25 protein-coding genes are annotated in these 23,772 nt (G+C 71.1%); 8 read left to right on the top strand and 17 right to left on the bottom strand.

Annotated elements, in window-relative coordinates; translation table 11 throughout:
* Window positions 1–14: 14 nt before the first annotated feature.
* Window positions 15–374 carry a hypothetical protein gene (locus ACFWN3_RS14805; RefSeq protein WP_377640835.1) on the top strand — a complete coding sequence of 120 codons (360 nt, stop codon included), beginning with the start codon at window positions 15–17 and terminating at the stop codon, window positions 372–374.
* A gap of 42 nt (window positions 375–416) precedes the next feature.
* On the opposite strand, the gene mctP is transcribed toward ACFWN3_RS14805, so the two are convergent.
* Together mctP and ACFWN3_RS14795 are read right to left on the bottom strand one after the other, a co-directional pair.
* Window positions 417–2,066, bottom strand: a complete 1,650-nt coding sequence (gene mctP, locus ACFWN3_RS14800) for a monocarboxylate uptake permease MctP (protein WP_377640833.1) — start codon at window positions 2,064–2,066, stop codon at window positions 417–419.
* Window positions 2,063–2,359, bottom strand: a complete 297-nt coding sequence (locus ACFWN3_RS14795) for a DUF3311 domain-containing protein (RefSeq protein ID WP_377640831.1) — start codon at window positions 2,357–2,359, stop codon at window positions 2,063–2,065. Before ACFWN3_RS14795 ends, mctP begins: the two co-directional genes overlap by 4 nt.
* Before the next feature lie 162 nt (window positions 2,360–2,521).
* Here ACFWN3_RS14795 and ACFWN3_RS14790 point away from each other — a divergent pair, with 162 nt between their 5' ends.
* Window positions 2,522–3,322 (top strand): PIG-L deacetylase family protein, encoded by an 801-nt coding sequence (locus ACFWN3_RS14790; protein WP_377640829.1) that lies wholly within the window; start codon window positions 2,522–2,524, stop codon window positions 3,320–3,322.
* A gap of 2 nt (window positions 3,323–3,324) precedes the next feature.
* On the opposite strand, the gene ACFWN3_RS14785 is transcribed toward ACFWN3_RS14790, so the two are convergent.
* Together ACFWN3_RS14785 and ACFWN3_RS14780 are read right to left on the bottom strand one after the other, a co-directional pair.
* Entirely contained in the window at window positions 3,325–4,269 is a 945-nt protein-coding gene (locus ACFWN3_RS14785; RefSeq protein WP_377640827.1) for a universal stress protein, read from the bottom strand.
* A gap of 125 nt (window positions 4,270–4,394) precedes the next feature.
* Complete coding sequence (locus ACFWN3_RS14780; protein ID WP_377640825.1) at window positions 4,395–4,751, bottom strand: hypothetical protein; 357 nt, start codon at window positions 4,749–4,751, stop codon at window positions 4,395–4,397.
* 50 nt (window positions 4,752–4,801) lie between these two features.
* On the opposite strand from ACFWN3_RS14780, the gene ACFWN3_RS14775 reads away from it, so the two are divergent.
* Window positions 4,802–5,077 (top strand): hypothetical protein, encoded by a 276-nt coding sequence (locus tag ACFWN3_RS14775; RefSeq protein ID WP_377640823.1) that lies wholly within the window; start codon window positions 4,802–4,804, stop codon window positions 5,075–5,077.
* Here the strand turns inward: ACFWN3_RS14775 and ACFWN3_RS14770 are convergent.
* From ACFWN3_RS14770 to ACFWN3_RS14745, 6 genes are read right to left on the bottom strand one after another with little or no spacing between them, the layout of a single operon-like run.
* Window positions 5,016–5,393 (bottom strand): DUF6457 domain-containing protein, encoded by a 378-nt coding sequence (locus tag ACFWN3_RS14770; RefSeq protein WP_377640821.1) that lies wholly within the window; start codon window positions 5,391–5,393, stop codon window positions 5,016–5,018. The genes ACFWN3_RS14775 and ACFWN3_RS14770 overlap by 62 nt on opposite strands.
* The gene (gene narI / locus ACFWN3_RS14765) at window positions 5,390–6,139 is read right to left on the bottom strand and encodes a respiratory nitrate reductase subunit gamma (RefSeq protein WP_377640819.1); all 750 of its coding nucleotides are present in this window, start codon (window positions 6,137–6,139) and stop codon (window positions 5,390–5,392) included. Before narI ends, ACFWN3_RS14770 begins: the two co-directional genes overlap by 4 nt.
* Complete coding sequence (narJ, locus tag ACFWN3_RS14760) at window positions 6,136–6,855, bottom strand: nitrate reductase molybdenum cofactor assembly chaperone (RefSeq protein WP_377640817.1); 720 nt, start codon at window positions 6,853–6,855, stop codon at window positions 6,136–6,138. The genes narI and narJ overlap by 4 nt, the downstream gene beginning before the upstream one ends.
* The gene (gene narH / locus ACFWN3_RS14755; protein WP_377640815.1) at window positions 6,852–8,525 is read right to left on the bottom strand and encodes a nitrate reductase subunit beta; all 1,674 of its coding nucleotides are present in this window, start codon (window positions 8,523–8,525) and stop codon (window positions 6,852–6,854) included. Before narH ends, narJ begins: the two co-directional genes overlap by 4 nt.
* A gap of 1 nt (window position 8,526) precedes the next feature.
* Window positions 8,527–12,240 carry a nitrate reductase subunit alpha gene (locus ACFWN3_RS14750; protein WP_377640813.1) on the bottom strand — a complete coding sequence of 1,238 codons (3,714 nt, stop codon included), beginning with the start codon at window positions 12,238–12,240 and terminating at the stop codon, window positions 8,527–8,529.
* The gene (locus ACFWN3_RS14745) at window positions 12,237–12,986 is read right to left on the bottom strand and encodes a helix-turn-helix transcriptional regulator (RefSeq protein ID WP_377640811.1); all 750 of its coding nucleotides are present in this window, start codon (window positions 12,984–12,986) and stop codon (window positions 12,237–12,239) included. Before ACFWN3_RS14745 ends, ACFWN3_RS14750 begins: the two co-directional genes overlap by 4 nt.
* 230 nt (window positions 12,987–13,216) lie before the next feature.
* Between ACFWN3_RS14745 and ACFWN3_RS14740 the strand changes: the two genes are divergently transcribed.
* Entirely contained in the window at window positions 13,217–14,578 is a 1,362-nt protein-coding gene (locus tag ACFWN3_RS14740; protein WP_377640809.1) for a nitrate/nitrite transporter, read from the top strand.
* A gap of 46 nt (window positions 14,579–14,624) precedes the next feature.
* Window positions 14,625–16,022, top strand: a complete 1,398-nt coding sequence (locus tag ACFWN3_RS14735; protein ID WP_377640807.1) for an MFS transporter — start codon at window positions 14,625–14,627, stop codon at window positions 16,020–16,022.
* On the opposite strand, the gene ACFWN3_RS14730 is transcribed toward ACFWN3_RS14735, so the two are convergent.
* Together ACFWN3_RS14730 and ACFWN3_RS14725 are read right to left on the bottom strand one after the other, a co-directional pair.
* Window positions 15,976–16,584, bottom strand: coding sequence for a molybdenum cofactor guanylyltransferase (locus ACFWN3_RS14730; RefSeq protein WP_377640805.1), 609 nt, complete (start codon window positions 16,582–16,584; stop codon window positions 15,976–15,978). The genes ACFWN3_RS14735 and ACFWN3_RS14730 overlap by 47 nt on opposite strands.
* A gap of 23 nt (window positions 16,585–16,607) precedes the next feature.
* Window positions 16,608–17,435: a TrmH family RNA methyltransferase gene (locus ACFWN3_RS14725; RefSeq protein WP_377640803.1), complete on the bottom strand. Its 828-nt coding sequence runs from the start codon at window positions 17,433–17,435 to the stop codon at window positions 16,608–16,610.
* Between the two features lie 213 nt (window positions 17,436–17,648).
* Here ACFWN3_RS14725 and ACFWN3_RS14720 point away from each other — a divergent pair, with 213 nt between their 5' ends.
* Window positions 17,649–18,248: a GNAT family N-acetyltransferase gene (locus tag ACFWN3_RS14720; protein ID WP_377640801.1), complete on the top strand. Its 600-nt coding sequence runs from the start codon at window positions 17,649–17,651 to the stop codon at window positions 18,246–18,248.
* A 2-nt stretch (window positions 18,249–18,250) separates the two neighbouring features.
* On the opposite strand, the gene ACFWN3_RS14715 is transcribed toward ACFWN3_RS14720, so the two are convergent.
* The 3 genes from ACFWN3_RS14715 to ACFWN3_RS14705 form a co-directional block, all read right to left on the bottom strand.
* Window positions 18,251–18,829, bottom strand: a complete 579-nt coding sequence (locus ACFWN3_RS14715) for a GNAT family N-acetyltransferase (RefSeq protein ID WP_377640799.1) — start codon at window positions 18,827–18,829, stop codon at window positions 18,251–18,253.
* A 115-nt stretch (window positions 18,830–18,944) separates the two neighbouring features.
* Window positions 18,945–19,817, bottom strand: coding sequence for an SDR family oxidoreductase (locus tag ACFWN3_RS14710; protein ID WP_377640797.1), 873 nt, complete (start codon window positions 19,815–19,817; stop codon window positions 18,945–18,947).
* Window positions 19,818–19,868: 51 nt separating this feature from the next.
* Window positions 19,869–20,711: a class I SAM-dependent methyltransferase gene (locus tag ACFWN3_RS14705; protein ID WP_377640795.1), complete on the bottom strand. Its 843-nt coding sequence runs from the start codon at window positions 20,709–20,711 to the stop codon at window positions 19,869–19,871.
* Window positions 20,712–20,774: 63 nt separating this feature from the next.
* Between ACFWN3_RS14705 and ACFWN3_RS14700 the strand changes: the two genes are divergently transcribed.
* The gene (locus tag ACFWN3_RS14700) at window positions 20,775–21,398 is read left to right on the top strand and encodes a PadR family transcriptional regulator (protein WP_377640793.1); all 624 of its coding nucleotides are present in this window, start codon (window positions 20,775–20,777) and stop codon (window positions 21,396–21,398) included.
* A 58-nt stretch (window positions 21,399–21,456) separates the two neighbouring features.
* On the opposite strand, the gene ACFWN3_RS14695 is transcribed toward ACFWN3_RS14700, so the two are convergent.
* Window positions 21,457–21,951, bottom strand: a complete 495-nt coding sequence (locus tag ACFWN3_RS14695; RefSeq protein WP_377640791.1) for a MarR family winged helix-turn-helix transcriptional regulator — start codon at window positions 21,949–21,951, stop codon at window positions 21,457–21,459.
* Between the two features lie 9 nt (window positions 21,952–21,960).
* On the opposite strand from ACFWN3_RS14695, the gene ACFWN3_RS14690 reads away from it, so the two are divergent.
* Complete coding sequence (locus tag ACFWN3_RS14690) at window positions 21,961–22,479, top strand: cupin domain-containing protein (protein WP_377640789.1); 519 nt, start codon at window positions 21,961–21,963, stop codon at window positions 22,477–22,479.
* A 724-nt stretch (window positions 22,480–23,203) separates the two neighbouring features.
* Here the strand turns inward: ACFWN3_RS14690 and ACFWN3_RS14685 are convergent.
* Window positions 23,204–23,653: an HIT family protein gene (locus tag ACFWN3_RS14685; protein WP_377640787.1), complete on the bottom strand. Its 450-nt coding sequence runs from the start codon at window positions 23,651–23,653 to the stop codon at window positions 23,204–23,206.
* Between the last annotated feature and the right edge of the window lie 119 nt (window positions 23,654–23,772).

The raw sequence follows: 23,772 nt of genomic DNA, 5'->3' as shown, positions 1-23,772 counted from the left end.
TGCACGATGGAGGGATGGTGCTGACGACCTGGGACGAGCTGACGGCGGGCCTTCGCGACGACGACCTCGAGCGCCTCACGGTGCTCCGGGAGTTCTGCACCGGGCTGCCCGACGTCGCCGAGGAGGTCCACCGCACCGAGCTGCGGTACCGGGTGCGGCGCACGTTCACCGTGGGGTTCCTCCTCGCCCACCGCCTCGAGCTCGCCGTCGACCTCACCGAGGAGGTCGCGCACCCCCGGCTGCTCACGGCCTTCCCGACGACGCGCCGGGTGGTGACCCACCGGCTCTCGCTCCCCTCCCTCGCCGACTTCGACGACTCGGTGCGCGACCTGGTCCGGCGCGCCCACGACGAGGTCGGGCCGGGGTTCCGCTGAGGAACCTCCGGCCCGACCGTCATCCCTGCGAGGACGCCCGCGTCACGGGTTCGGCGTCTCCTGGTGGATCGGCTCGAGCACCTTCTGGACCCGCGGGTCGCCCGCGTCGGCGAAGTAGTCGCCGCGGATCGTCTCGTCCTCGCCCGCCGGGGCCTTGGTGGCCTGCAGGAGCAGCGTCCCGAGGACGGCGACGACGAGGTTGATGACGAAGGCCGTCATCGCGATGTAGCCGAGCTGGCCGAAGATCGGCGTCTCGGCGAGCGAGCCGCCGAAGTGGTTGATCCCGGCGCGCGGGTTGGCGACGTTCCACGCCTGCCACGTGCCGTAGACCATGCCGACCGCCCAGCCGGCGAGCAGCGCCCACCGGTGCAGCCACCGGGTGTACAGCCCGAGGACGACCGCCGGGAAGGTCTGGAGGATCCAGATCCCCCCGAGCAGCTGGAAGTTGATCGCGTTCTGCTTGTCGAGCGCCAGGACGAACACGAGCGCGAACGCCTTGACGACGAGCGACACGAGCTTGGAGACCTTCGCCTCCTGGGCCGGCGTCGCGTCGGGCTTGAGCCACTCCTTGTAGATGTTGCGGGTGAACGTGTTCGCCGCCGCGATCGACATGATCGCCGCCGGGACGAGGGCGCCGATGGCGATGGCCGCGAAGGCCACCCCGGCGAACCATGACGGGAAGGAGTCCTCGAACAGCTGCGGGATGACGAGCTGCGGGTTCGGCTTGCCGTCGAGGCCGATCGGCTTGGTCCCGGCCGCGATGGCCACCCAGCCCAGGAGGGCGAGAAGACCGAGGATGAAGCTGTAGGCGGGGAGGATGGCAGCGTTGCGGCGCACCGTGTTCCGCGTCGCCGCCGACAGGCTCGCCGTGATCGAGTGCGGGTACATGAACAGCGCGAGCGCCGACCCGAGCCCGAGGCTCGCGTACGCCCAGTGCTGCATCTCGCCCGGGATGAAGGCACCGGTGGGCTTGCCGTCCACCGGGTTCGGGGTGGCCATCTTCTGCTCCGCCGCGCTGAACACGGTGTCCCAGCCGCCGACCTTCGAGGGCAGGTAGACGATCGCGACGATGATGACGAGGTAGATCAGCGTGTCCTTGACGAACGCGATGACCGCCGGGGCGCGCAGGCCGCTCGAGTAGGTGTAGGCCGCGAGCAGCGCGAAGGCGATGAAGAGCGGCAGGTCCTTGGCGATGATGTTGTCGCCGCCACCGAGGCCGACGACCTCGAGGACCGCCTGGATGCCGACGAGCTGCAGGGCGATGTACGGCATCGTCGCGATGAAGCCGGTCACGGCGACCGCGAGCGACAGCGAGCGGGAGCCGAACCGGCCGCGCACGAAGTCGGCGGTCGTGACGTAGCCGTGCCGGTGGCTCACCGACCAGAGGCGACCCATGAAGATGAAGATGATCGGGTAGAGCACGATCGTGTACGGCACGGCGAAGAAGCCCGACACCGAGCCGGCCGCGAACATCGCCGCGGGCACCGCGACGAACGTGTACGCCGTGTAGAGGTCACCGCCGAGGAGGAACCAGGTGACCCAGGTGCCGAACGAGCGTCCGCCGAGGCCCCACTCGTCGAGGGACTCCATGCTCGTGGGCCGCCGCCACCGCGTCGCGAGGAAGCCCATGACGGTGACGAGGAGGAAGAGGACGACCAGGACGGCGAGGGCGACGCCGTTGACGCCGCTCATGCCTCGTCACCCTTCTCGGGGTCGGACATCGGCCGGTGCGGCCGGGCCGCGAGGACGAGCCGGTACGCGGTGTACGTCAGCCCCGAGCAGAGGAACACCCAGAGGAACTGGTACCAGATGAAGAACGGGAAGCCCCACAGCCGGGGTTCGGCCCGGCTGTAGCTCCCCACCCACATCAGCGCCACGACAGGGAGGGCGAGGAGCACCCCTGCCGCGACGAGCAGCCCCTTGCGGGCTGGAGGGACCGTGTCGTGGTCGACGGTCCCGTGGTCCACGACGTCGTGGGATCCCATGGCTTGAACCTCCCTGTCCTTGCCCTGCGCCCCGGCGCCCGCCGGGCCACGGAACACCGTAGGGACCGCAGCACCCGGTGTGGGGCTTCGGGGCGGACGGGTTCAGGGCCGGTCACGTGCGCCCGGTGGGTCCCTGTCGGGGGCGGTGGGCATGATGGGCGGGTGCCCACCATCGTCTTCCTCCACGCCCACCCCGACGACGAGGCCTCGCAGACCTCCGGCTCCATGGCCCGCGCCGTCGAGGAGGGCAGCCGGGTCGTCGTCGTCTACGCGACGAACGGCGACCACGGCGAGTCCCCCGACGACCTCGCCGAGGGCGAGAGCGTCGTCGACCGGCGCCGGTCCGAGGCCGAGCGCTCGGCCGAGGCCATCGGCACCCACCGGATCGTGTGGCTCGGCTACGCCGACTCCGGGATGACCGGCTGGGAGCAGAACGCCGGCGAGAACGCCTTCGCCTCGGCCCCCGTCGACGAGGCCGCCGCCCGTTTCGCCGCGGTCCTCGACGAGGAGGACGCCGACGTCGCGGTCGGCTACGACTGGCACGGCGGCTACGGCCACCCCGACCACGTCGCGGTGCACCGGGTGCTGCACCGCGGCGCCGGGCTCGCGGCGCGGCGACCGCGCGTCCTCGAGTCGACGATGAACCGCGACGCGATGCGCCGCTTCAACGACGCGGCGCGCGCCGCGGGCGCCCCCGAGGCCCAGGACTTCGACCCCGACCAGCCGATGGACGACGGCAACCCGCTCGGCACCCCCGAGGCCGAGATCCACTGGCAGGTCGACGTCACCCCGTGGCTGGCCACCCGTCGCAAGGCGCTCGAGGCGCACGCGAGCCAGACCTCCGACGTCGGGATGATGCTCGGGATGCCCGACGACGTCTTCGCGGTGTTCTTCGGACACGAGTACTACATCGAGGCGGGCCGCGAGCCCGGCATGGTCCGGGGCTGGCCCTTCGGCGCCTGAGGTCAGCGCGTCACGATGACGACGCGGCCCGCGTGCTCGATGACGCGCCGCGACACCGACCCCAGCAGCAGGCCGCGGAATCCGCCGATGCCCCGGCTCGCGACGACCAGCGCGTCGGCCTCGAGCTCGGCGGCGGCCTCGACGAGGACCCGCGACGGCGGACCGTGCCGGACGACCACCTCGACGGGGACGTCCGGGTGGCGGGCGGCGGCGGGGTCGACGACGTGGTGCGCACGGGCGGCGTGCCGCTCCTCGACCGCGGCCCAGCGGTCGGACCCGCGCTCGGTGACGACGACCCCGTCCTGGACCTCGACGTGCCAGCCGACGACGCAGGTGACCGAGGCCCCCGCGGCAGCGGCCGTCTCGAGCGCGAGGTCGACGGCGCGCCCGCTCGCCTCGCTGCCGTCGACGCCGACGACGAGACGGCGCAGCGGCCCGACGCCGGTCCCGGCCGGTACGACGACGGCCGGGCACGGGGCGTGGGCCACGACGGGCAGGGCCACCGACCCGAGGAGCGCGCGTTCGATCTGGGACTTGTTCGGGGCGCCGACGACGAGGCGCCGGGCCCCTCGGGCCACGTCGAGGACCGCTGCCGCCGGCGACCCCCACTCCACGGCCACCGCGACGTCGAGGCCGGGGTGGCGCGCGCGGGCCCGGGCCGCCGCGGCGTCGAGGACGACGCGCGCCCCCTCCTCGAGCTTGCGCCCCAGGCTGGGTGTCGCAGTGACGAGCGCCTCGTACGGCATGAGCTGGAAGCCCGGGTCGACGACCGACACCAGGCGCAGCGGAGCCCCGAGCCGGTCGGCCTCGTCGGCGGCCCAGTCGACGACCGACGCGTCGGCAGGCGACCCGTGGAGGGCGGCGAGCACGGCGCCGGTGGCGTCGAGGTGCTCGGAGGCGCCGGTGGTCTCGGTGGACGGGGAGCGGGGGACCTCGTGCTCGGCCATGCCTCGATCATCCTCCCGGGAGGCACCCCGCGTCATCGTCTCGTCGGTCACAGGCAGACGCGCCGGCCCCGGGGGCACTAGCGTCTCGGGGTGAGCGGCGACCTGGCACCCCGGCTCGACTCGGCCTACGTCGAGCAGACGGTCGGGCGCCTCGAGGCCCGCATCCGCGCCCGGTTCCCCGACCGCCGGCTCGGCGACGCCGCCCGCGCGCTGCGGACCGCGGTGCCCCAGATCCACGACGACTTCGAGGCGTCGAAGGCGCGCCGCCGCCGGGTCCGGTTCGCCACCCGCTCGGTGAGCGTGGTCGTCGTCCTCGCCGCGGCCGCGACGATCGTCCTGGCCGTGCGCGACCCGGTCCTCGAGGGCACCGACAGCTCGGTGGAGTGGCTCGCCATCCTCGAGACCACCGTCAACGACCTCGTCTTCGCGGGCATCGCGGTGTTCTTCCTCTGGGCGATGCCCGAGCGGCTCGAGCGGCGCACGCTGCTCGAGCTCCTGCACCGGCTGCGCTCCCTCGCCCACGTCGTCGACATTGCACCAGCTCGACAAGGATCCCGAGCAGGCCCGGGCCGACTACCACCCGACGGCCGAGAGCCCGGCCCGGCGGATCATGGACGCCGAGGAGCTGCACCACTACCTCGACTACTGCAGCGAGCTCGTCTCGCTCGTCGCGAAGACGGCTGCGCTGTGCGCCGAACGGACGTCGGACCCCGTCGTCCTCGGGACGGTGAGCGAGATCGAGACGCTCACGGCGCAGATGTCGCAGAAGATCTGGCAGAAGATCTCGCTGCTCCCCGACGTCGGTTGACGCCGCCGCCGCCGGCGCCGGCGGCGGCGGCGGCGCCGGGGAAGGTCTCCCGGATCGCCCGCGCCAGCGCCTCGGGGTCGGCGGGCCGGCCCTGCGCCGACCGGGCGCCGATCGCGAGCCCGAGGATGAAGGACCCGACGGGAGCCATCGGACGGGCGAACCCGTGGGCGATCTCCTTCGTCAGGTCGTGGATGCCGGGGACGTCGACGTCCGAGGGGTCGACGTCCACGGCTCGGCAGGCGTCGGCGATCCACTCGTGCCACCGGCGCTCCGCGTCGGCGAGGTCGGCCATCGGGTGCCCTCCGTGCTCGCTCACTTCTTCGTCAGCTCCGGCTTGTCCCAACCGCGCTGGGGTGCACGGCTGCCCGACCCCCGTCCCGGACGCTCGTCCTTGGACCGGTAGACGAGGTACGGCCGGGTCAGGTAGCCGACGGGCGCGGAGAAGACGTGGACGAGGCGGGTGAAGGGCCACATCGCGAAGAGCAGGAACGCGAGGAGGGCGTGCGCCTGGAACCCCAGCGGCGCCTGCGCCATCAGCTCGGGCCGCGGCTGGAGCAGGAAGATGCTGCGGAACCAGACGCTGACCCCCTCGCGGTAGTTGTACTCCCCACCGAACTGCAGCAGGCTCCCCGCGACGGTGTTCCACATACCCAGCACGATGACCGTGCCGAGCACCGCGTACATGACCTTGTCGTTGACCGTGGTGGCGCGGAAGACGGGCCCGGTGGTGCGCCGCCGGTAGACGAGGATGGCGAGGCCGACGACCGCGGCGATGCCCGCGGGGATGCCGCCCGCCAGCGCGATGACGTGGTACGTGTGCGGGCTCAGGCCGAGGGCGTTGGTCCACACCTGCGGGACGACGAGGCCGACGACGTGCCCGGCGACCACCCCGAGCATCCCGAAGTGGAACAGCGGGCTGCCGATGCGCAGCAGCCGGTCCTCGTACAGCTGGCTCGAGCGGGTGGTCCAGCCGAACTTGTCGTAGCGGTAGCGCCAGACGTGCCCGACGACGAACACCGCCAGGCAGACGTACGGCACGATCACCCAGAGCAGCGTGGTCATCGGGGGGCTCCTACGGGGATGGTGGTGCCGAGCATCGCGGTGGTGTCGACCGGTTCGGGTCGCGGGTTCATCCGGGGGTCGATGGCGTAGGGCTCGAGGCCGACCTCCTCCTGGGGTGGCCCCTCGGCGACGAGACGCAGCAGCGCCGTCCGGTCGTCGCCGTCGAGCTCGGGCAGCGTGGAGCGCAGGGCCTGGACCGCCGGCAGCCACGATGAACCACGCTGCGCGAGACCGGCCTTGAGCACCTCGATGCCCACCCGGTGGCGAGTCATCAGGTGCCAGGCCGTCGCCCAGTCCTGGACGGCGCCGAACTCGAGCACGACGCAGAGGTGGTCGGGCAGCTCGGCGTCGGAGTCGAACTCGACGCCGGCCCTGCGGTACGCCTGCTTGAACTCGACCAGCGCCACACCGCGGCGGCGGGTGTCGCCCTGGGTGAAGTACGTCAGGTGGAGGGAGCATTTGCGCGTGACGTCGAAGGTGTCGACGTACTCGGCCTGCAGCGCACCGAGGTCGCCGTGCTCGAGGGTGTCGAGCATCTCGGTCAGCGGTTCCCGCTGGGCGACCGGAAGACCCGCTGCCACGCCGCGCAGCATCGGCACGCGCGACACGAGCACCTCGTCGGGGTAGTCGAGCAGCAGCGAGACCACCTGCCAGGTGTCGACCAGGGCCCGCTCGTCCAGGCCGGGTCGGGCGCCCCGGTGCCGGCGCCACGTCATCGGTCGGCCCCGTCGCCGGCCCGGGAGTCGCCGTCGGGGAAGATCCCGTCGGGGACCCCGCGGCCGTCCCAGTTGAGCAGGTTGACCCGCCCCCGCAGCGGGTTGTCGGAGGGCAGCGCCTCCATCGTGTCGGCCGACTGGGTCTGCTGGAGGACCCGGAAGTTCTCGACGGCCACCGGCGTCGGCGCCGCGCCGGAGCCCTCGCCGAAGATCTCCTGCCCGCCGCCGTACTCCGACACCGCGCAGTCCGTGGCGAGCTCCTCGAGCGCGTGGGCCTGCTCGGCGTGCGCCGTGGGGATGACGTAGCGCTCCTCGTACTTCGCGAGGGCGAGGAGGCGGAACATCTCGTACATGTCCTCGCCCTCCATGCCCACCGCGGCCGGGATCTCGTCGCGCGGGTCGCGCCCGAGGTTGATGTCGCGCATGTACGACCGCATCGCGGCGAGCTTCTTGAGCACGCCGTCGACCGGCTCGACGTCGCCGGCGGTGAAGAGGTTGGCGAGGTACTCGACCGGGATGCGCAGGGTGTCGATCGCACCGAAGAGGTTGTCGACGTCCTCGGCGTCGTACCCGGTGTCCTTGATGACGTCGACGACCGGTGACAGCGGTGGGATGTACCAGACCATCGGCATCGTGCGGTACTCCGGGTGGAGGGGCAGCGCGACCCGGTAGTCCATGATCAGCTTCTTGACGGGGCTGCGACGGGCCGCCTCGACCCAGTCACCGGGGATGCCGGCCGCCTCCGCCTCGCGCCGCACCTCCGGGTCCTCGGGGTCGAGGAAGACGCCGAGCTGGGAGCGGTAGAGGTCGGTGTCGTCGGGCGCCGCGGCGGCCTCGAGGACCTTGTCCGCGTCGTAGAGGACCAGGCCGATGTAGCGCAGCCGCCCCACGCACGTCTCGGAGCAGACGGTGGGGATGCCGACCTCGATGCGCGGGTAGCAGAAGGTGCACTTCTCGGCCTTGCCGGTCTTGTGGTTGAAGTAGATCTTCTTGTACGGACAGCCGGTGATGCACATCCGCCACCCCCGACACCGGTCCTGGTCGACGAGGACGATGCCGTCCTCCTCGCGCTTGTAGATCGCGCCGCTCGGGCACGAGGCCGCGCACGACGGGTTGAGGCAGTGCTCGCAGATGCGCGGGAGGTAGAACATGAAGGTCTGCTCGAATTCGAACGTCACCTTGTCCTCGATGCCGCGCAGCATGACGTCCTTGACGGCGTGCTCCTGCGAGCCGCCGAGGTCGTCGTCCCAGTTGGCGCTCCACGAGATGTTGACCGGCTTGCCCGAGATCAGCGAGTACGGCCTCGCCACGGGGAAGTTCTTCTGGGCCGGGGCGTTGAGCAGGGTCTCGTAGTCGTACGTCCAGGGCTCGTAGTAGTCGTGGATCGAGGGCATCTTCGGGTTGCTGAAGATCGTGAGCAGCTTCTTCAGCCGGCCCCCGGCGCGCAGCCGCAGCCGGCCGTTCCTCATCACCCAGCCGCCCAGCCACTCGTCCTGGTCCTCGTAGCCGCGGGGGTAGCCCAGGCCGGGCCGGGTCTCGACGTTGTTGAACCAGACGTACTCGGTCCCGGCGCGGTTCGTCCACGCCTGCTTGCAGGTCACCGAGCAGGTGTGGCAGCCGATGCACTTGTCGAGGTTCATCACCATCGCCATCTGGGCCATGACACGCATGTCAGTACGTCACCTTCTGGTCGGTGCGGCGCCGGATCATCGTGACCTCGTCGCGGTTGTTTCCCGTTGGCCCGATGTAGTTGAAGAAGTAGGCGAACTGGGCGTACCCGCCGATCATGTGGCTCGGCTTCATCATGATCCGGGTCAGCGAGTTGTGGATGCCGCCCCGCTTGCCGTCGCGCTCGGTGAGGGGGACGTCGATGAGCCGGTCCTGGGCGTGGTGCATGTAGACCGTGCCCTCCGGCATCCGGTGCGAGACGATCGCGCGTGCCGCGACGACGCCGTTGCGGTTGACCGCCTCGATCCAGTCGTTGTCCCGGACCCCGATCTTCTCGGCGTCGAGGTCGGACATCCAGATCGTCTGCCCGCCCCGGGAGAGGCTGAGCATGAAGAGGTTGTCCTGGTACTCGCTGTGGATCGACCACTTGTTGTGGGGCGTGAGGTAGCGCACCGAGACGCCGAGGGCGTTCTGCTCCCCGAGCGCCGTCTCGCCGAACAGCTCGGTCATGTTGAGCGGTGGGCGGTAGACGGGGAGCGCCTCCCCCATCCCGAGGATCCAGTCGTGGTCGAGGTAGAACTGCTGGCGCCCCGTGAGGGTGTGGAAGGGCTTGAGCCGCTCGATGTTGATGGTGAACGGGGCGTAGCGCCGCCCGCCCGACTCCGAGCCCGACCACTCCGGGGAGGTGATCACGGGTACGGGCGCGACCTGGGTGTCGGCGAAGGTGATCTGCTTGCCCTCGTGCTCGGCCGAGAGGTCGGCCAGCATGGTGCCGGTGCGCTTCTCGACGTTGGTGAACCCGTGCGTGGCGAGGTGGCCGTTCGTCGTCCCGGACAGGTGGAGGATCGCGTCGGCGACGTGGATGTCGGTCTCCAGCTTCGGCTGACCGTCACCGGCTCCGCCGCGGGCGACCCCGTTGCGCGTGCGCAGGATGCCGATCTCCCGCTTGACGTCGTAGGGCACGCCCTTGGTCAGCATGCCCACCGACTCCATCAACGGGCCGATCGACGTCATCTTCTCGTAGGTGCTCGCGAAGTCGCGCTCGACGACGGCGAGGACCGGCAGGGTCTTCCCGGGCACCGGCTCGCACTCGCCCTTGCGCCAGTCCCGCACGACGCCGTGCACGGTGGCCATGGCCTCGGGGGTGTCGTGCCACAGCGGTTTGGCGACGACGTCACGGCGGGTGCCGAGGTGGTCCACGGCGAGCTCGGAGAACCGCTTCGCGATCGCCTTCCACGCCTCCCAGTCGGTCTTGGCCTGCCAGGGCGGGGAGATCGCCGGGTTGAAGGAGTGGACGAACGGGTGCATGTCGGTGGTGTTGATGTCGTGCTTCTCGTACCAGGTGGCCGCCGGGAGCACGACGTCGGAGAACAGCGTCGAGCTCGTCATCCGGAAGTCGATGGTCATGAGCAGGTCGAGCTTGCCCTCGGGCACGTCGTCGGGCCAGGCGATGCCCTCGGGACGCTTGTCGGGTGGGGCCTGCTCTGCGGTGACGGCGTTGTCGGTGCCGAGCAGGTGCTTGAGGAAGTACTCGTTGCCCTTGGCGCTCGAGCCGAGGAGGTTGGCCCGCCACAGGCTGAGGATGCGGGGGTGGTTCTCCTCGGCCTCGGGGTCCTCGACGGCGAAGGCGAGGGCGCCCGACCTCAGCTGGTCGACGACGTAGTCGGCGGGCGCCATCCCCGCGGCGTCGGCCTCGTCGGCGAGGGCCAGGCTGCTGCGGTTGAACGTCGGGTAGCTCGGGGTCCAGCCCAGGCGCACCGACTGCGCGAGGAGGTCCATGACACCCTTGCCGGCGAAGACCCCGGTGCCGGCGTCGACGTCGTCGGCGGTGAACGTGTCGTACCGGTACTGGCTGGTGTTCACGTACCAGTACGCCGTCTGGTTCATGTGCCGCGGCGGGCGCTGCCAGTCGAGCGCGAAGGCCATGTGCTGGAAGCCCATGATCGGGCGCACCTTCTCCTGGCCGACGTAGTGCGCCCAGCCGCCACCGTTGCGTCCCTGGCAGCCGGTGATCGTCGTGAGCACGAGCATCGCCCGGTAGATCTGGTCGGAGTGGAACCAGTGGTTGGTGCCGGCGCCCATGAGGATCATCCCGCGACCCGTGGTGTCGATGGCGTTCTGCGCCCACTCGCGGGCGAGCCGCACGACCTGCTCCGCCGGGACCGAGGTGATCTCCTCCTGCCAGGCCGGCGTCGCCGGTGTCGACGGGTCGTCGTAGTCGGCGGGCCAGGTGCCCGGCATCCCCGGCCGCTCGACGCCGTACTGCGCGAGCATCAGGTCCAGGACGGTGGTGACGAGACGACCTCCGATGCGCCGCACCGGAACCCCACGCGACACGTGCGCGACCTTGCCGTCGTGGGAGTCGAAGCGCGGCAGCACGACGCGCGCCGTCTCGGTGGCCGTGCCGTGCAGCGTGAGCACCGGCTCGATGCCGCCGAGGTCGAGGTTCCACTTCCCCCAGCCCTCCTCGCCGTAACGGAAGCCGATCGAGCCCTGCGGCACGGCGACCTCGCCAGTGCGCCCGTCGATGAGGGCCGGCTTCCACATCGCGTTCTCCGACGTGGCCTCCGGGATGTCGAGGTCGCCGGCGACGAGGTACTTGCCGGGGCGGTGGGCCGGCCCGTCGGCCGCCGACCCCGCATCGGAGGGGTCCGGCTCGAGCGCGACGAGGAAGGGCAGGTCGGTGTACTTCTGGTTGTAGTCCGTGAAGAAGGGGACCTGCTGGTCGACGAAGAACTCCTTGAGGATGACGTGCCCCATCGCCATCGCGAGGGCGCCGTCGGTGCCGGGGGCGGAGGCGACCCACTCGTCGGCGAACTTGACGTTCTCGGCGTAGTCGGGCGATACCGCGACGACCTTCTGGCCCCGGTAGCGCGCCTCGGTCATCCAGTGCGCGTCGGGCGTGCGCGTCATCGGGACGTTCGAGCCCCACATGATGAGGTACCCGGCGTCCCACCAGTCGCCGGACTCGGGCACGTCGGTCTGGTCGCCGAACATCTGCGGCGAGGCGTTGGGCAGGTCGGCGTACCAGTCGTAGAACGAGAGCATCGGCGCCCCGATGAGCTCGAGGAAGCGGGCGCCCGAGGCGTAGGACACCGGCGACATCGCCGGGATCGGCGAGAAGCCGGCGATCCGGTCGGGGCCCCAGCGCTTGACGGTGTAGACGTGGGCCGCCGCGATGATCTCGACGACCTCCTCCCACGAGGAGCGGACCAGCCCGCCCTTGCCGCGGGCCGACTTGTAGCGCTTCGCCTTCTCGGGGTCCTGGACGACCGAGGCCCACGCGACCACCGGGTCGCCGCCGACCGCCCGCTTGGCCTCGCGGTACATCTCGAGCAGCACCCCGCGCACGTAGGGGTAGCGGACCCGGGTCGGCGAGTAGGTGTACCAGCTGAAGGCGGCGCCGCGCGGGCAGCCGCGGGGCTCGTACTCGGGCCGGTCGGCACCGGTCGAGGGGTAGTCGGTCTGCTGCGCCTCCCAGGTGATGATGCCGTCCTTGACGTACACCTTCCACGAGCACGACCCCGTGCAGTTGACCCCGTGCGTGCTGCGCACGACCTTGTCGTGGGCCCAGCGGTCCCGGTAGAAGGAGTCACCCGAGCGGCCGCCCTTCTCGTGGATCGAGCGCTTGTCGTCCGACACCTCCGCGCGGGTGAAGAAGCGCCGGGTGCCGACGAGCGCGTCGGTCAGCGGTCCGTCGAGGCTGCCGGGGTTCATGCGGACTCCTTCGATGTGGCGGGGAGGAACGGGGTGGTCGTCGTGACGTGCGCCCGGCAGGTCGTCGGCCCGACGAACGGCTCGAGGGAGACGTGCGCCCCGGCCTCGCCGAGCCGCTCGAGCGAGCCGGCGATGAGGCCACGGTGGATGCCGCACACCACGGCCTCGTTGTCGCGGGCGAGGTCGAGGAAGGGGCAGCCCGACAGGGTGATGTCGGCGGTCCGCCCGCCGTCCGACGTCGCCACCTCCGGCGAGTACCCCCAGGTCCGGAGGACGTCGACGACCCGGCCCAGCTTCGACAGCCAGCGGCCCGGGCTCTCGGCGGGCCGGGCGTCGGCCTCGACCGGGACGTGGTCGAGGGCCCATTGGCGCCCCACCTCGGCCGGGGTGGCGTGCCCGGCGCGGCCGGGCTCGAGGGTGCGGGCGAGGAGGCCACTGAGGAGGCGCAGCGACGCGACCTCGGTGCGGCCGCTCACGTCCTCGACGGCCTGGGCGACGACCCCGTAGACCTTGCGCGGGCGGCCGGCCCCCTGACGGCGGAAGTCCGTCGTCACGAGGCCCGCGGCGACGAGCCGGTCGAGGTGGAAGCGCACCGTCGTGACGTGCAGGCCCACCACGTCGGCGAGCTCCGCCGCGGTGCGGGGCCCACCCCGCGGACCCGGCCCCACCTCGGACAACGCGTCGACGAGCCGCCGGCGCACCGGCGAGGCGAGCAGGTCGGCAGGCTCGGTCTGGCGGGTGGTCATGTCATCCCTCCACGGGTTTGGAGGACGCGGTCCTCCGTGACTGCTACGCAGCGTAGCAGTGGCGGTCGTCACGCGCACCCCCACGCCTTTCCGGTTGACACCGGGGCCTTTTGGCACTACTACTAATGATCGTAGTAGTCCGGTACCCACTCCGGAGACGCCCGGGAACGGCCCGCCGGACCGCGCGTGCACAGGTTTAGAGGAACGCAGTCCGCCACCGTGGAGTCCCGATGAGCACACGCACCACCCCCCACCGGACCGCCGCGCGAGCCGAGGTGCCCACGGGCGCGCGGCGCGTGCTCGTGATGTCGACGGTGGCGTTCACCCTGATGTTCGCCGTGTGGCTGATGTTCGGGATCCTCGGCGTGCCCATCCAGAAGGAGCTCGGCCTCAGCGACCCGGAGCTCGCGTGGATCTCGGCCGTGGCGGTCCTCAACGGGTCGCTCTGGCGGCTGCCGGCGGGGATGCTCGCGGACCGGGTGGGCGGGCGGGTCGTCACCGTCGGCATGCTGCTCGTCACCGCGGTGCCCTGCTTCCTCCTCACCCGGGTGTCGAGCTACGGCGCCCTGCTGGTCCTCGCCTTCCTCGTGGGGTTCGCGGGCAACCTGTTCAGCGTCGGGGTCGCCTGGAACGCCGCGTGGTTCCCGAAGGACCGCCAGGGGTTCGCCCTCGGGGTGTTCGGCGCGGGGAACGTCGGCGCCTCGGTCACCAAGCTCCTGCTCGTGCTCGTGCCGACGATCCTCACGGCCACGGCCGGTGCCACGTACCTCGGGATCTTCCCCGGTGGCTGGCGCATCTTCCCGGCGATCTACACCGTCGCCCTCGTCGTCGTCGCGCTGGTGACGCTCGCCGTCGTGCCCCGCCACGACCGGCGGGGCGGCGCGGGCAAGCCGGTGCGCGAGATGCTCGCGCCCCTCCGGCACGTGCGGGTGTGGCGCTTCTCCCTCTACTACGCGGCGGTGTTCGGCGCCTACGTCGCGCTCTCGGCCTGGCTGCCCAAGTACTACGTCGACAACTTCGGCGTCGAGCTGAGCACCGCGGCGCTGCTCACCGCGACCTTCATCTTCCCCGCGTCCCTGCTGCGCCCCGTCGGCGGCTGGTTCTCCGACCGGTTCGGCGCCCGCCGGGTCATGTACTGGACCTTCGGCATCATGCTCGCGACGACCGGCATCCTCATGATGCCGAACGGACACCTCGTCATCGCCCACCCGGACGGCCGCGAGAGCGAGCACCTCGCCTACGCGATCGGCCTGGCGCCCTTCGTCCTCCTCGTCTTCCTCCTCGGGTGCGGCATGGGGGTTGGCAAGGCCGCGGTCTACAAGCACATCCCCGAGTACTTCCCCGGCAACGTCGGCTCCGTCGGCGGTCTCGTGGGGATGTTCGGCGGCCTCGGGGGCTTCTTCCTCCCGCCCCTGTTCGCCTACACCAAGCTGTGGTCCGGCTTCCCGAGCTCGACCTTCTTCGTCCTGTTCCTCCTCACCGCCGGGTGCGCGCTGTGGATGCACTGGACCGTCGTCCACATGCTCCACTCCGGGTCCCCCGACCTCGCCCGCCACCTCGAGACACCCGTCGCCGCCCCGGTCGCGGGCTGACCGTCACCACCCACCACCCCTCACCACCCGTCCGAAGGAGACCCACATGAGCACCGCACCCGCAGCGGCCCGCAAGGGCGAGTGGCTGGAGGCCTGGGACCCCGAGGACGAGGCGACGTGGGACAAGGGGCTCGCCTGGCGCACCCTGTGGATCACGACGTTCTGCCTCACCCTCGCCTTCGCGGCGTGGTTCCTGCCGAGCGCGATCATCCCCAAGCTCAACGCCCTCGGCTACGAGTTCACCAAGGACCAGCTCTACTGGATGGCTGCCATGCCCGGTCTCGCGGCCGGCCTGCTGCGCCTGGTGTGGATGGTGCTGCCCCCGATCATGGGGACCCGCAAGATGGTCTCGCTCACGAGCCTGCTCCTCATCGCCTCGACGCTCGGGTGGGGCGTGCGGGTGCAGTCGCCGACGGCCCCCTACTGGGAGCTCATGGTCCTGGCGTTCCTCGCGGGCATCGGCGGTGGGGCGTTCTCGGGCTTCATGCCGAGCACGTCGTACTTCTTCCCCCGGCGGATGCAGGGGACGGCCCTGGGCCTGCAGGCGGGCCTCGGCAACTTCGGCGTCTCCCTCGTCCAGCTCCTGACGCCCTACTTCATCGCCCTGTCGGCCCTGGCGCTCTTCGGCGGCAGCCAGCAGATGACCGTCCCCGGCAAGCCGCCGGCCACGGTCTGGTACCAGAACGCGGCCTTCGTCTGGATCCCCCTCATGGTCGTCGGGGCGGTCCTCGCGTGGACGCTGCTCCGGTCGGTGCCGGTCAAGGCCGACATCCGGCAGCAGTTCGACATCTTCCGCAGCCAGGACACGTGGTGGATGACGCTGCTCTACATCATGACCTTCGGCACCTTCTCCGGCCTGGCCGCGCAGTTCGGGCTCCTCATGGCCAACCTCTACGGCAGCGGCAACACCGGCATCGTCCAGGGAGCCGGGGCGACTGCGACCGTCCTCGTCGAGGGCTACGCCGTCCCGGACGTCGTCAAGTACGTCTTCCTCGGCCCGCTCGTCGGCGCCGGGGCCCGCGTGCTCTTCGCCCCCCTCACCGACCGCACCGGCGGCGCGATGTGGACCCTGGTGTCGGGCATCGGCCTCATCGGCTCGATCGCCTGGACGATCCCCGCGCTGACCCCCGACCTCACCTCGGCCGCCTCGCTCGACGCCGGCTTCGACCGGTTCCTCTACGGCATGCTCGCGATCTTCCTCTTCAGCGGCATCGGCAACGCCTCGACCTTCAAGCAGATGCCGATGATCTTCGAGCGCCGCCAGGCCGGCGGCGTCATCGGGTGGACCGCGGCCATCGCCGCGTTCGGTCCGTTCTTCTTCGGCGTCGGCGTCACGACCCTCGGACCCGTCGCCTTCTACTCCGTCGGCATCGCCTGGGCGGTCATGTGCGTCGGCCTCACGTGGTGGCGGTACGCGCGTCCGGGGGCTCCGAGGAGGAGCTGAGCCCCGCGAGGTCGGCCGGGGTGTCCACGTCGGACGCCCCGGTCCCCTCGACCAGGAGCAGGGTGTGCGGCACGTCGAAGAGCGTCTTGGCGGGCCGGTCGCGCGCAGGGTCAGGGAGCATCCGCCTCACCTCGGCCACGCGGTAGGCGGCAAGGAGGGGGTTCGCGACACCGTGGGCGTCGGTGGCGACGACGGCGCCCACCTCCGGGGGGGCCCCGCGGAGCGCGGCCGCGAGGCCCGCCACCGCCGGCCCGCCGTCGGGCATGTCACCGGCCAGGACCGCGACGAGGTGCGTCCCGACGAGCGCCAGCCCGGCGGCGACGGCCGCGAGCGGCCCTCCACCGGGAGGGTCCTCCCGGGTCCACACCACGGTGCGCCGCGTCGCGCGCTCGGCCCCGACGACGACGACCGGCCAGTCGGCCGGGAGCCCGTCGAGGGCCTCGTCGAGGACGGTCGACCCCCGCAGCGGTGCGGCGAGCTTGTCGGACCCGAAGCGGCGGGAGGTGCCCCCGGCGAGGACCACGGCCGTGGTGTCGGCAGCCCCGGCACCGGACTCAGTCACCGTGCCCGTGTCGCGAGCCGCCATCACCCTGTCCCCGCGAGACGCTGACGGCGTGCCTCGTAGAGGACGACCGTGGCGGCGTTCGCCGCGTTGAGCGAGCTCGCCGACCCCGTCATCGGGATGCGGACGGTGACGTCGGCGGCCTCGCGCCACGCCTGCGACAGGCCCGACGTCTCGTTGCCCACGAGGAGGAGGACGGGTCGGCACAGGTCGAGGTCCGAGACGTCGACCTCGCCGGTCTCGTCGGTGGCGACGACGACCACCGGTGTGCCGGAGGCGCGTTCGGCCTGGACCCAGGCCATCACCTCCGCATGACCGGCCGACCGCACGACCGGCACCGAGAAGAACGACCCGGTGGAGGCCCGTACCGACTTCGGGTCGTAGGCGTCGGCGGCGTGGCCGGTGGTGACGACGCCGTGCGCCCCGAACGCGTCGGCGGAGCGGATGACCGACCCGATGTTGCCCGGCTGCGTGGGACGGTCGAAGACGACCCCCAGGAGGTCGGGTCCGACGGGGACCCGGGAGAGGTCGTCGGCCGGCATCCCGACGACGGCGAGCAGCTCGGCGGCGCCCTCGTCCTTCTCGCTCAGCTCGGCGAGGAGGTCCGGGGCCATGGCGATCCGCTCGGCGTCGGGGACGGCGGCGAGGAGGTCGCGCGCCCACGTCGACAGCGACCGGTCGGTGTCGTGGATGACGGCACGCACCTCCCACTCGTGCTCGACGGCGAGCGTGAGGGGGCGCACGCCCTGCACGATGAACTCGCCCGCGCGGTGCCGCTTCGTGCGGTTCGTCAGCAGGGCCTGGAGCAGCTGGAAGCGCGCGTTGCGCGAGCTGATCCGGGTCGTCGCCACGGCGGCCTCCTCCACGCTGCCCGTGCACGGTGCACGGGGCACGGGCCCACCCCGTACCGGTCCTAGCCTGTCACCTGTGCGACCGTGCCCGGACGAGGTGGGAGGCGCCCGTGACACCGGTCGGTCGCCCACGGCGATGTCGGATCTCGAACGGTGGGGCCCGGTCGTGGGTAGTGCGTCCGCTGCCGGTGCCGCCTCGCCTAGCGTGGCGCCGTGACTGCCGAGCACCATCACGACGACAGATGGCTTCCGTCGCACTGGGTCGCTGACCTCGGGGACGGGCTGCAGCTGAGGGAGCTCTCCGAGGCGCACCACGATCCGTTCTGGCAGGCCGTCGATGCGGGACGCGCCGACCTCAGCCAGTGGATGGACTGGCCGCGCGACCTCACGCGGGCGGAGTCGGACGCCGAGGTGGCCCGCCTGTGCAGGCAGGCCTCGCTGGGGGCGCAGGTGCCCGTGGTGGTGGAGGTCCACGGGCAGTTCGCAGGACAGGCGAGCCTGTACGGGATCTCGAGGTTCCTTCGGGTGGCCGAGATCACGTACTGGCTGTGCCCGCCGTTCCGCGGCCGGGCCATCGCCACCCGGACGGTCGCGGCGCTGGTGACCCATGCCTTCGAGGAGATGGCCATGGCGCGGGTCCACGCACGGGCAGCCGTCGAGAACCACGCGTCCAGGGCTGTCCTGGAGCGGTGCGGATTCACCCATGAGGGGACGGCGCGATCCGCCTTCCTCGTGAACGGGCGTCGTCAGGACCTCGCCCTCTACGGCGTCCTCCCCGGCGAGCTGCGAGCCCCCGCGTCATCCACCCGCTGACTCTAGGCCCACGACGAGCTGTTGACGGTTGCCCATGGGCGGTCGACTTGACCCTCGGGTGGTGATGGCGTCGACGTCGGTGCCGTGTGGAACCGTAGCCAGCGGTAGCGCGTGGGTTGGCCCACGTTCCATGCTGCTGCCGTGGCGTCGTCGACGTCCTGGAAGGTGCACTGTCGGTAGAGCGCCAGTGCTCCGTGGTTGTCGGGCGCGACGCGGACGTGGCACTCGGCCCGCTCGCGCGTGTGTGCCCGGTCCAGCAGCTTCTGCACCAGGAGGGTGCCTGCGCCGGTGCGACGACGGGAGGGGTCGACGATGACACGAGCGAGCTCGGTCTCGTCCTCGTCCGCGTCGTCCCACAGCTCGCCGTATGCCACGGGGGTGCCGAGCGAGTCGAGAAGGAGCCACGGCTCGACGTCGGGCTCTGTCCACCACCCGGTGACCACGTCAGCTCCGACGGGATGTCTGGGCACCGAGCACCACTGCGCGGTCTCGCGGGCGGAGGTTGACCAACCCGCGACCACGGTCGCATCTTCGCTGCGTGGCGGCGTCAGTCGCCCCGTGCTCGTCTGGTGGTGCGTCATCGGCTCTCCCCGTGGCGCTGTCGTGGTGCTCGACCAGCCACCCCCAACCAGCGCAGACCCCGGACCCCGAGCAGTGCGTCCCCGGGTGCGACGTGGCCGACAGGGCGAGGCGACATCATCCGGCGTCCCGCATGGAGAAGGAGTCGACGTGGTCGTGCAGGAAGCCGGCCAACGAGCGCGCCGGGCGTCCGGTCACCCGGGCCACGACGTCGGTCGTGCTCTCCTGGTCCCCACGTCTGAGCGACTCGTAGACCCGGACCACCTCCTGCGCGAACTGCTCCGGCAGCCCGGCACCAACGAGTCCGGCGGTCGCGTCCTGCGGTGCCACGGGAACGTACGTGACGGCTCGACTCGTCACCGAACCGAGAGTCGCGGCGACCTCGTCGTGGGTGACGCCCTGCGGACCGGTCAGCTCGAGCACCTGTGGCGTGAGCTCGGAGTCCAGCAGGGCAACCGTGGCCACGGCCGCGACGTCCGTGGGGTCGATCATCGCGATGCGCGCCTGTCCTGCCGGTGCCATGAGGACGCCGTGCTGCCGCACGGTCTGCGCCCCGGCGAGGAGGTTGGTCATGAGGAACGAGGGACGCAGCACGACTGCGGGCAGCCCCAAGGCGGCCAGGTGCTCCTCGATGCGCGCGTGCCCTCTCCAGAACGCGTTCGACGCGGTGTGGTGGGCCCCGCGGGCCGACATCTTCACCAGCCGCGACACACCGGCTGCCGCAGCGGCGTCGATGACGGCGAGCTCGTGTCGGACCTGGTCGGGATGGTTCGGGGAGAGGAGGAAGACGGTCTCGACTCCCGTCATGGCCGCGCTCAGGCTCGACGGGTCCGACAGGTCGCCGCGGACGTAGTCGGCGAGGTCCCCGAGCAGAGCGGTGGCACGGCGCGGGTCGCGGACCACGGCACGGGGACGGACGCCGTCGGAGCTGAGGCGGTGGACGAGTCGGCGGCCGATGGTGCCCGTGGCACCGGTGAGGAGGATGGACATGGGGAACTACCTTTCGGTGGTGGAGTGTTGACGGGGTCGGTGAAGTGCGGGTCAGGCCCGGGTGGCGGTCACGAGCCAGGTGGCAGAGTCGAACTGCACCCCGCGGGAACCGTGGTGGAGGCCGAGCGTCGTGCGCAGCGCCTCGGCCGCGGCGGCTCGGTCGTCGGGCGCCCGTGTCTCGAGCATCCAGCCCAGCAGCCCGATGAGGAGGGCGTACGCGTGGTCGGGGTCGCGGCCGTAGGTCACCGGGCCGGTCAGGCCTGCGATGTGGACGTCGCGGAACCCGCTGCCGTCCAGGAGGTCCTCCACGACGGCGCGGTCGCTCATCGAGAACGGTCCCGGCGCCTCGCTGGAGGGCGTGGGCACGGCGCCCAGGAGGGCTTGCGTGAAGGCGGAGAACCACGCGTTCCGCGCGGGAGGCTGCCACGTCAGGAGGGCCAGTCGCGCCCCGGGTCGCATTGCCCGGGCGATGTTGGTGAAGGCCTGCCTGGGGCGTCCGAAGAACATGGCCCCCGTGCGGCTCATGACGACGTCGTGGCTCTCCGGCACGAAGGGGTGGACCTGTGCGTCGGCACACAGGAGTCGGACGTTCGTCAGCCCGTGTGCCACGGCGAGCGACCGTCCCACGCGGACCATGGCGGAGGAGAGGTCGAGCCCCGTGACGGTGCCACGGACGGCGACGGCGGCAGCGGCCCTCGACGTCTCCCCCGTCCCGCATCCGACATCGAGCACGTCATCGTCCGGTCCGATGGCGCAGGCCTCGGCGAAGGCCGGCTGGTAGTGCCCGAGGACGGCTTCGAGCTGGTGGTGGTGCGTCGCCCAGAAGGCGCCTTCAGGTCCGTCCCACGCGCGGGCCTGGTCCTCGTTCGTCGGGTCGACGCGAGTCGTGCTCATGTGGGCCACTCATTCGTATAGTCTCAAAGGGAGTATCTCACTATAGTCCCTAAGGGAGTAAACGTGTCAAGTCCACGCCCCACGAGCACATCCTTCGCCATCCTCGGGTTGCTGGCGGTTCGACCGTGGAGCACCTACGAGCTCACGCGACAGATGGAGCGGAGCCTGCGCCGGATGTGGCCACGCGCCCAGAGCAAGCTCTACGAGGAGCCCAAGAAGCTCGTCGAGCTTGGCCTGGCGACCGCCGACACCGAGTCCGTCGGACGCCGTGGGCGCACCGTGTACACGATCACCGACGCCGGGCGGCGCGCCCTCGCGGCGTGGCTGGCACAGCCTGGCGACGGGCCTGTCCTGGAGTTCGAGCAGCTGGTGAAGCTGAGCTTCGCCGAACACGGCTCCCGCGAGGACGCGTTGCGGACTGTGGCCGCCGCCCGGGCCTGGGCCGTGGAACAGAACGCCGAAAACCTCAGTGCCGCAGAGGAGTACGCCGGGGGCGCCGGGCCCTTTCAGGGCCGGGCCGCCCAGGGGATGCTGGCGGGAGCGTTCTTCACGGACTTCTACGCACTGGTGGCGCAGTGGGCCGACTGGGCCGGCGAACAGATCGAGTCATGGCCCGACGAGCCTTCCCAGGCAAGAGCCGACGTCGCCGAACTGGCCGCCATCGCCCGGAGGGCGAACTGGCACTGACCGCTCGACACGACGTCGGGTCCAAGCGCTGGCGCGGTCCGCCAGTTCGCCGCACTCTTCACCGTCGGCCCTTGCGCGCTGGCGGTACGAGCGACGCGGGTGACGGCTGCCGAGGGTCGAACTCTCGTCGGATGACGGCGAGGTCGTCGCGCAGCGCCTTCAGGCGCTGGTCGCCGATGAGGTCAGCGACGCGCGCATGCAGCTCGGGCACCAAGGAGCGGGCGACGCGATACACCTTCCGACCACGCTCGGTGGGGAGGACGAGCTTGGCTCGTCGGTCTTCGGGGTCGGGAACGCGCCTCACGTACCCCGCCTCCTCGAGGTGTGCCACCAGTTCGGCCATGGCCTGCTTGGTCATCGTGGCGCGGTCTGCGAGCGCGCTGACGGTGGTTCCGCGGTCGTCGAGGTGCTCGAAGACCGCACTGTGGGACGGGCGGAAGTCGTCGAAGCCGTGCTCGACCAGGCGCGCCGGGACCAAGGCGTTGAGCACGCTGTACGCCTCGCGGAGCTCGGCAACGAGGTTGTCCCGGTCCGCACCGTCGCTCGCGGCCACGGCGTCGGGATGATGCTGCTTGACATGGACAGGCTGCCTGTCTACCTTGGACATATGGACATGCTACCTGTCGAAACCATCCCAGTCCCCGAGAAGCTCCAGATCGGCCTCGACGAGGCGATCGTCTTGAGCACCAGCACCCAGACGAACGGTGACTTCTTCGCGCTCGAGCTCCACATGGCCCCGGGTGGAGGAGCCCCGGTCATGCACAGCCACGCCCCGAGCGAGGTCTACCGCGTCCTGTCGGGTCAGTTCACGTTCTACGTGACGCACGCTGATGGCAGAACGACGCGCCGCACCGCCGGAGCGGGCGAGACGGTCACTCTTGCGGGCGACACACCGCACACCATCCGCAACGAGACGTCGGACACGGCCGTGGCGTTCTGCGTGCACGCCCCTGGCGCCGCGATGGAGGGCTTCACCCGCGCAGCAGCCGCCCTTGCCGCCACCGGCACCCCGTCGATGGACGACGTCCTGGCCGTCGCCCACGCCAACGGCATTCGGCTGCTGGGCCCTGCACCGGCCTGACCCGCGTCGCTGCTGCCGGCACCTCCTCCTCACCGTGCCGGCGGCAGCGACATCCTCTGATCGGCCGGGGTCCTCCGTGGTCGTCACCTCTGGTGAGGTGGGGTGGGGTGGGGTGGGAGATGCTCCACCCGCGAAAGGTGAACGCGGCCCATGGCTCGTTCCCGCTGGCCTGCATCCACGTGGTGTGCCGAGCCGCGATAAGCACGACAGCGTGTGCGGACTTCGGCGCCTTGCGTGTTCGTGGCGATCGCCAGGGTCCGGTCATGGACTCGGGGACGGTCGAGCTGCTCAATGTCGTGGGGACGGGGTGCAGCCTCAGGGCGACCACGTCGCCACATCCCGTGGCCGGAGTCGTCGACGACCCCTGGTTCGACACGGCCATCTCGGTCGACGCAGCCGCTCTCAGGCACCGTCGACACCATCTTCACTCTCGGCGACCTCCACTCATGGGCCGTGGCTCTGCGAGAAGGCGGAGAAGGTCCTCGACTGGTGGTCCTGGGGAAACCGCGCCGCTGAGCTCGTGATCGACATCGAGTGTCAGATCGGGGACACGGGTGAGGCCTTCGCGCTGGAGATCTCGGTGACACCCAGTGGAGACGACCCCTGGCCGCTCATGCGGTTCCTCGTCCAGAACGTGGCGCCGTTCTGGAGCGAGACCGCTCGTCGCATCGTCGGTCTCGGGCCACACCGAGCCGGCAGTTGAGTGCCGTCAGCCGCGGGACACTTACGTCGTGAACGCACCCTGAACTGCCGTGGCCTCGGCATTCAGGAGCTCACGTGAGCGCACGGCCCATCGGGCGTCGATCGTGAATCCGTCCCCTGGGAACCTCGGGAACACGTGGAGGTGGACGTGAGGGACCTCCTGGAAGGCCGCCTCACCGTCGGCCAGGAACACGTTGATCCCCTCACAGCGCAGGCCGGACCTTCGCAGGGCCTTGGCCATCTGGTGCCCGATCGTCCACACGTGGCGCCCGGTGGCTTCGTCGAGGTCCTCCAGCCCGACCGCGTGGACCCGCGGCACGACCAGGAGGTGCCCCGGCGTGACCGGAGCCAGGTCCATGAACACCAGCACGACGTCGTCCTCGTGGACGACGCTCGCCTCAGCCTGTCCGTTCACGATGGCGCAGAAGATGCAGTCCCCGACGGGGTCTCCCGGCTCCTCACGTTCGGACACATGAAGCATCGTCGCAGCAGGGCCGGACGGTGCGCGAGACCGAGAGAAGCGCCCCCTCCCGACGAGGAGGGGGCGCCTCATGTCCTCAGGACGAACGGCGGCGTCTGTCGCGGTAGGCC

The sequence above is a fragment of the Oryzobacter terrae genome (assembly GCF_042756445.1).
Classification (GTDB): Bacteria; Actinomycetota; Actinomycetes; order Actinomycetales; family Dermatophilaceae; genus Oryzobacter; species Oryzobacter terrae.
The sequence above is the reverse complement of the archived record's forward strand: the minus strand, read 5'-3'. Positions and strand labels throughout refer to the sequence as shown.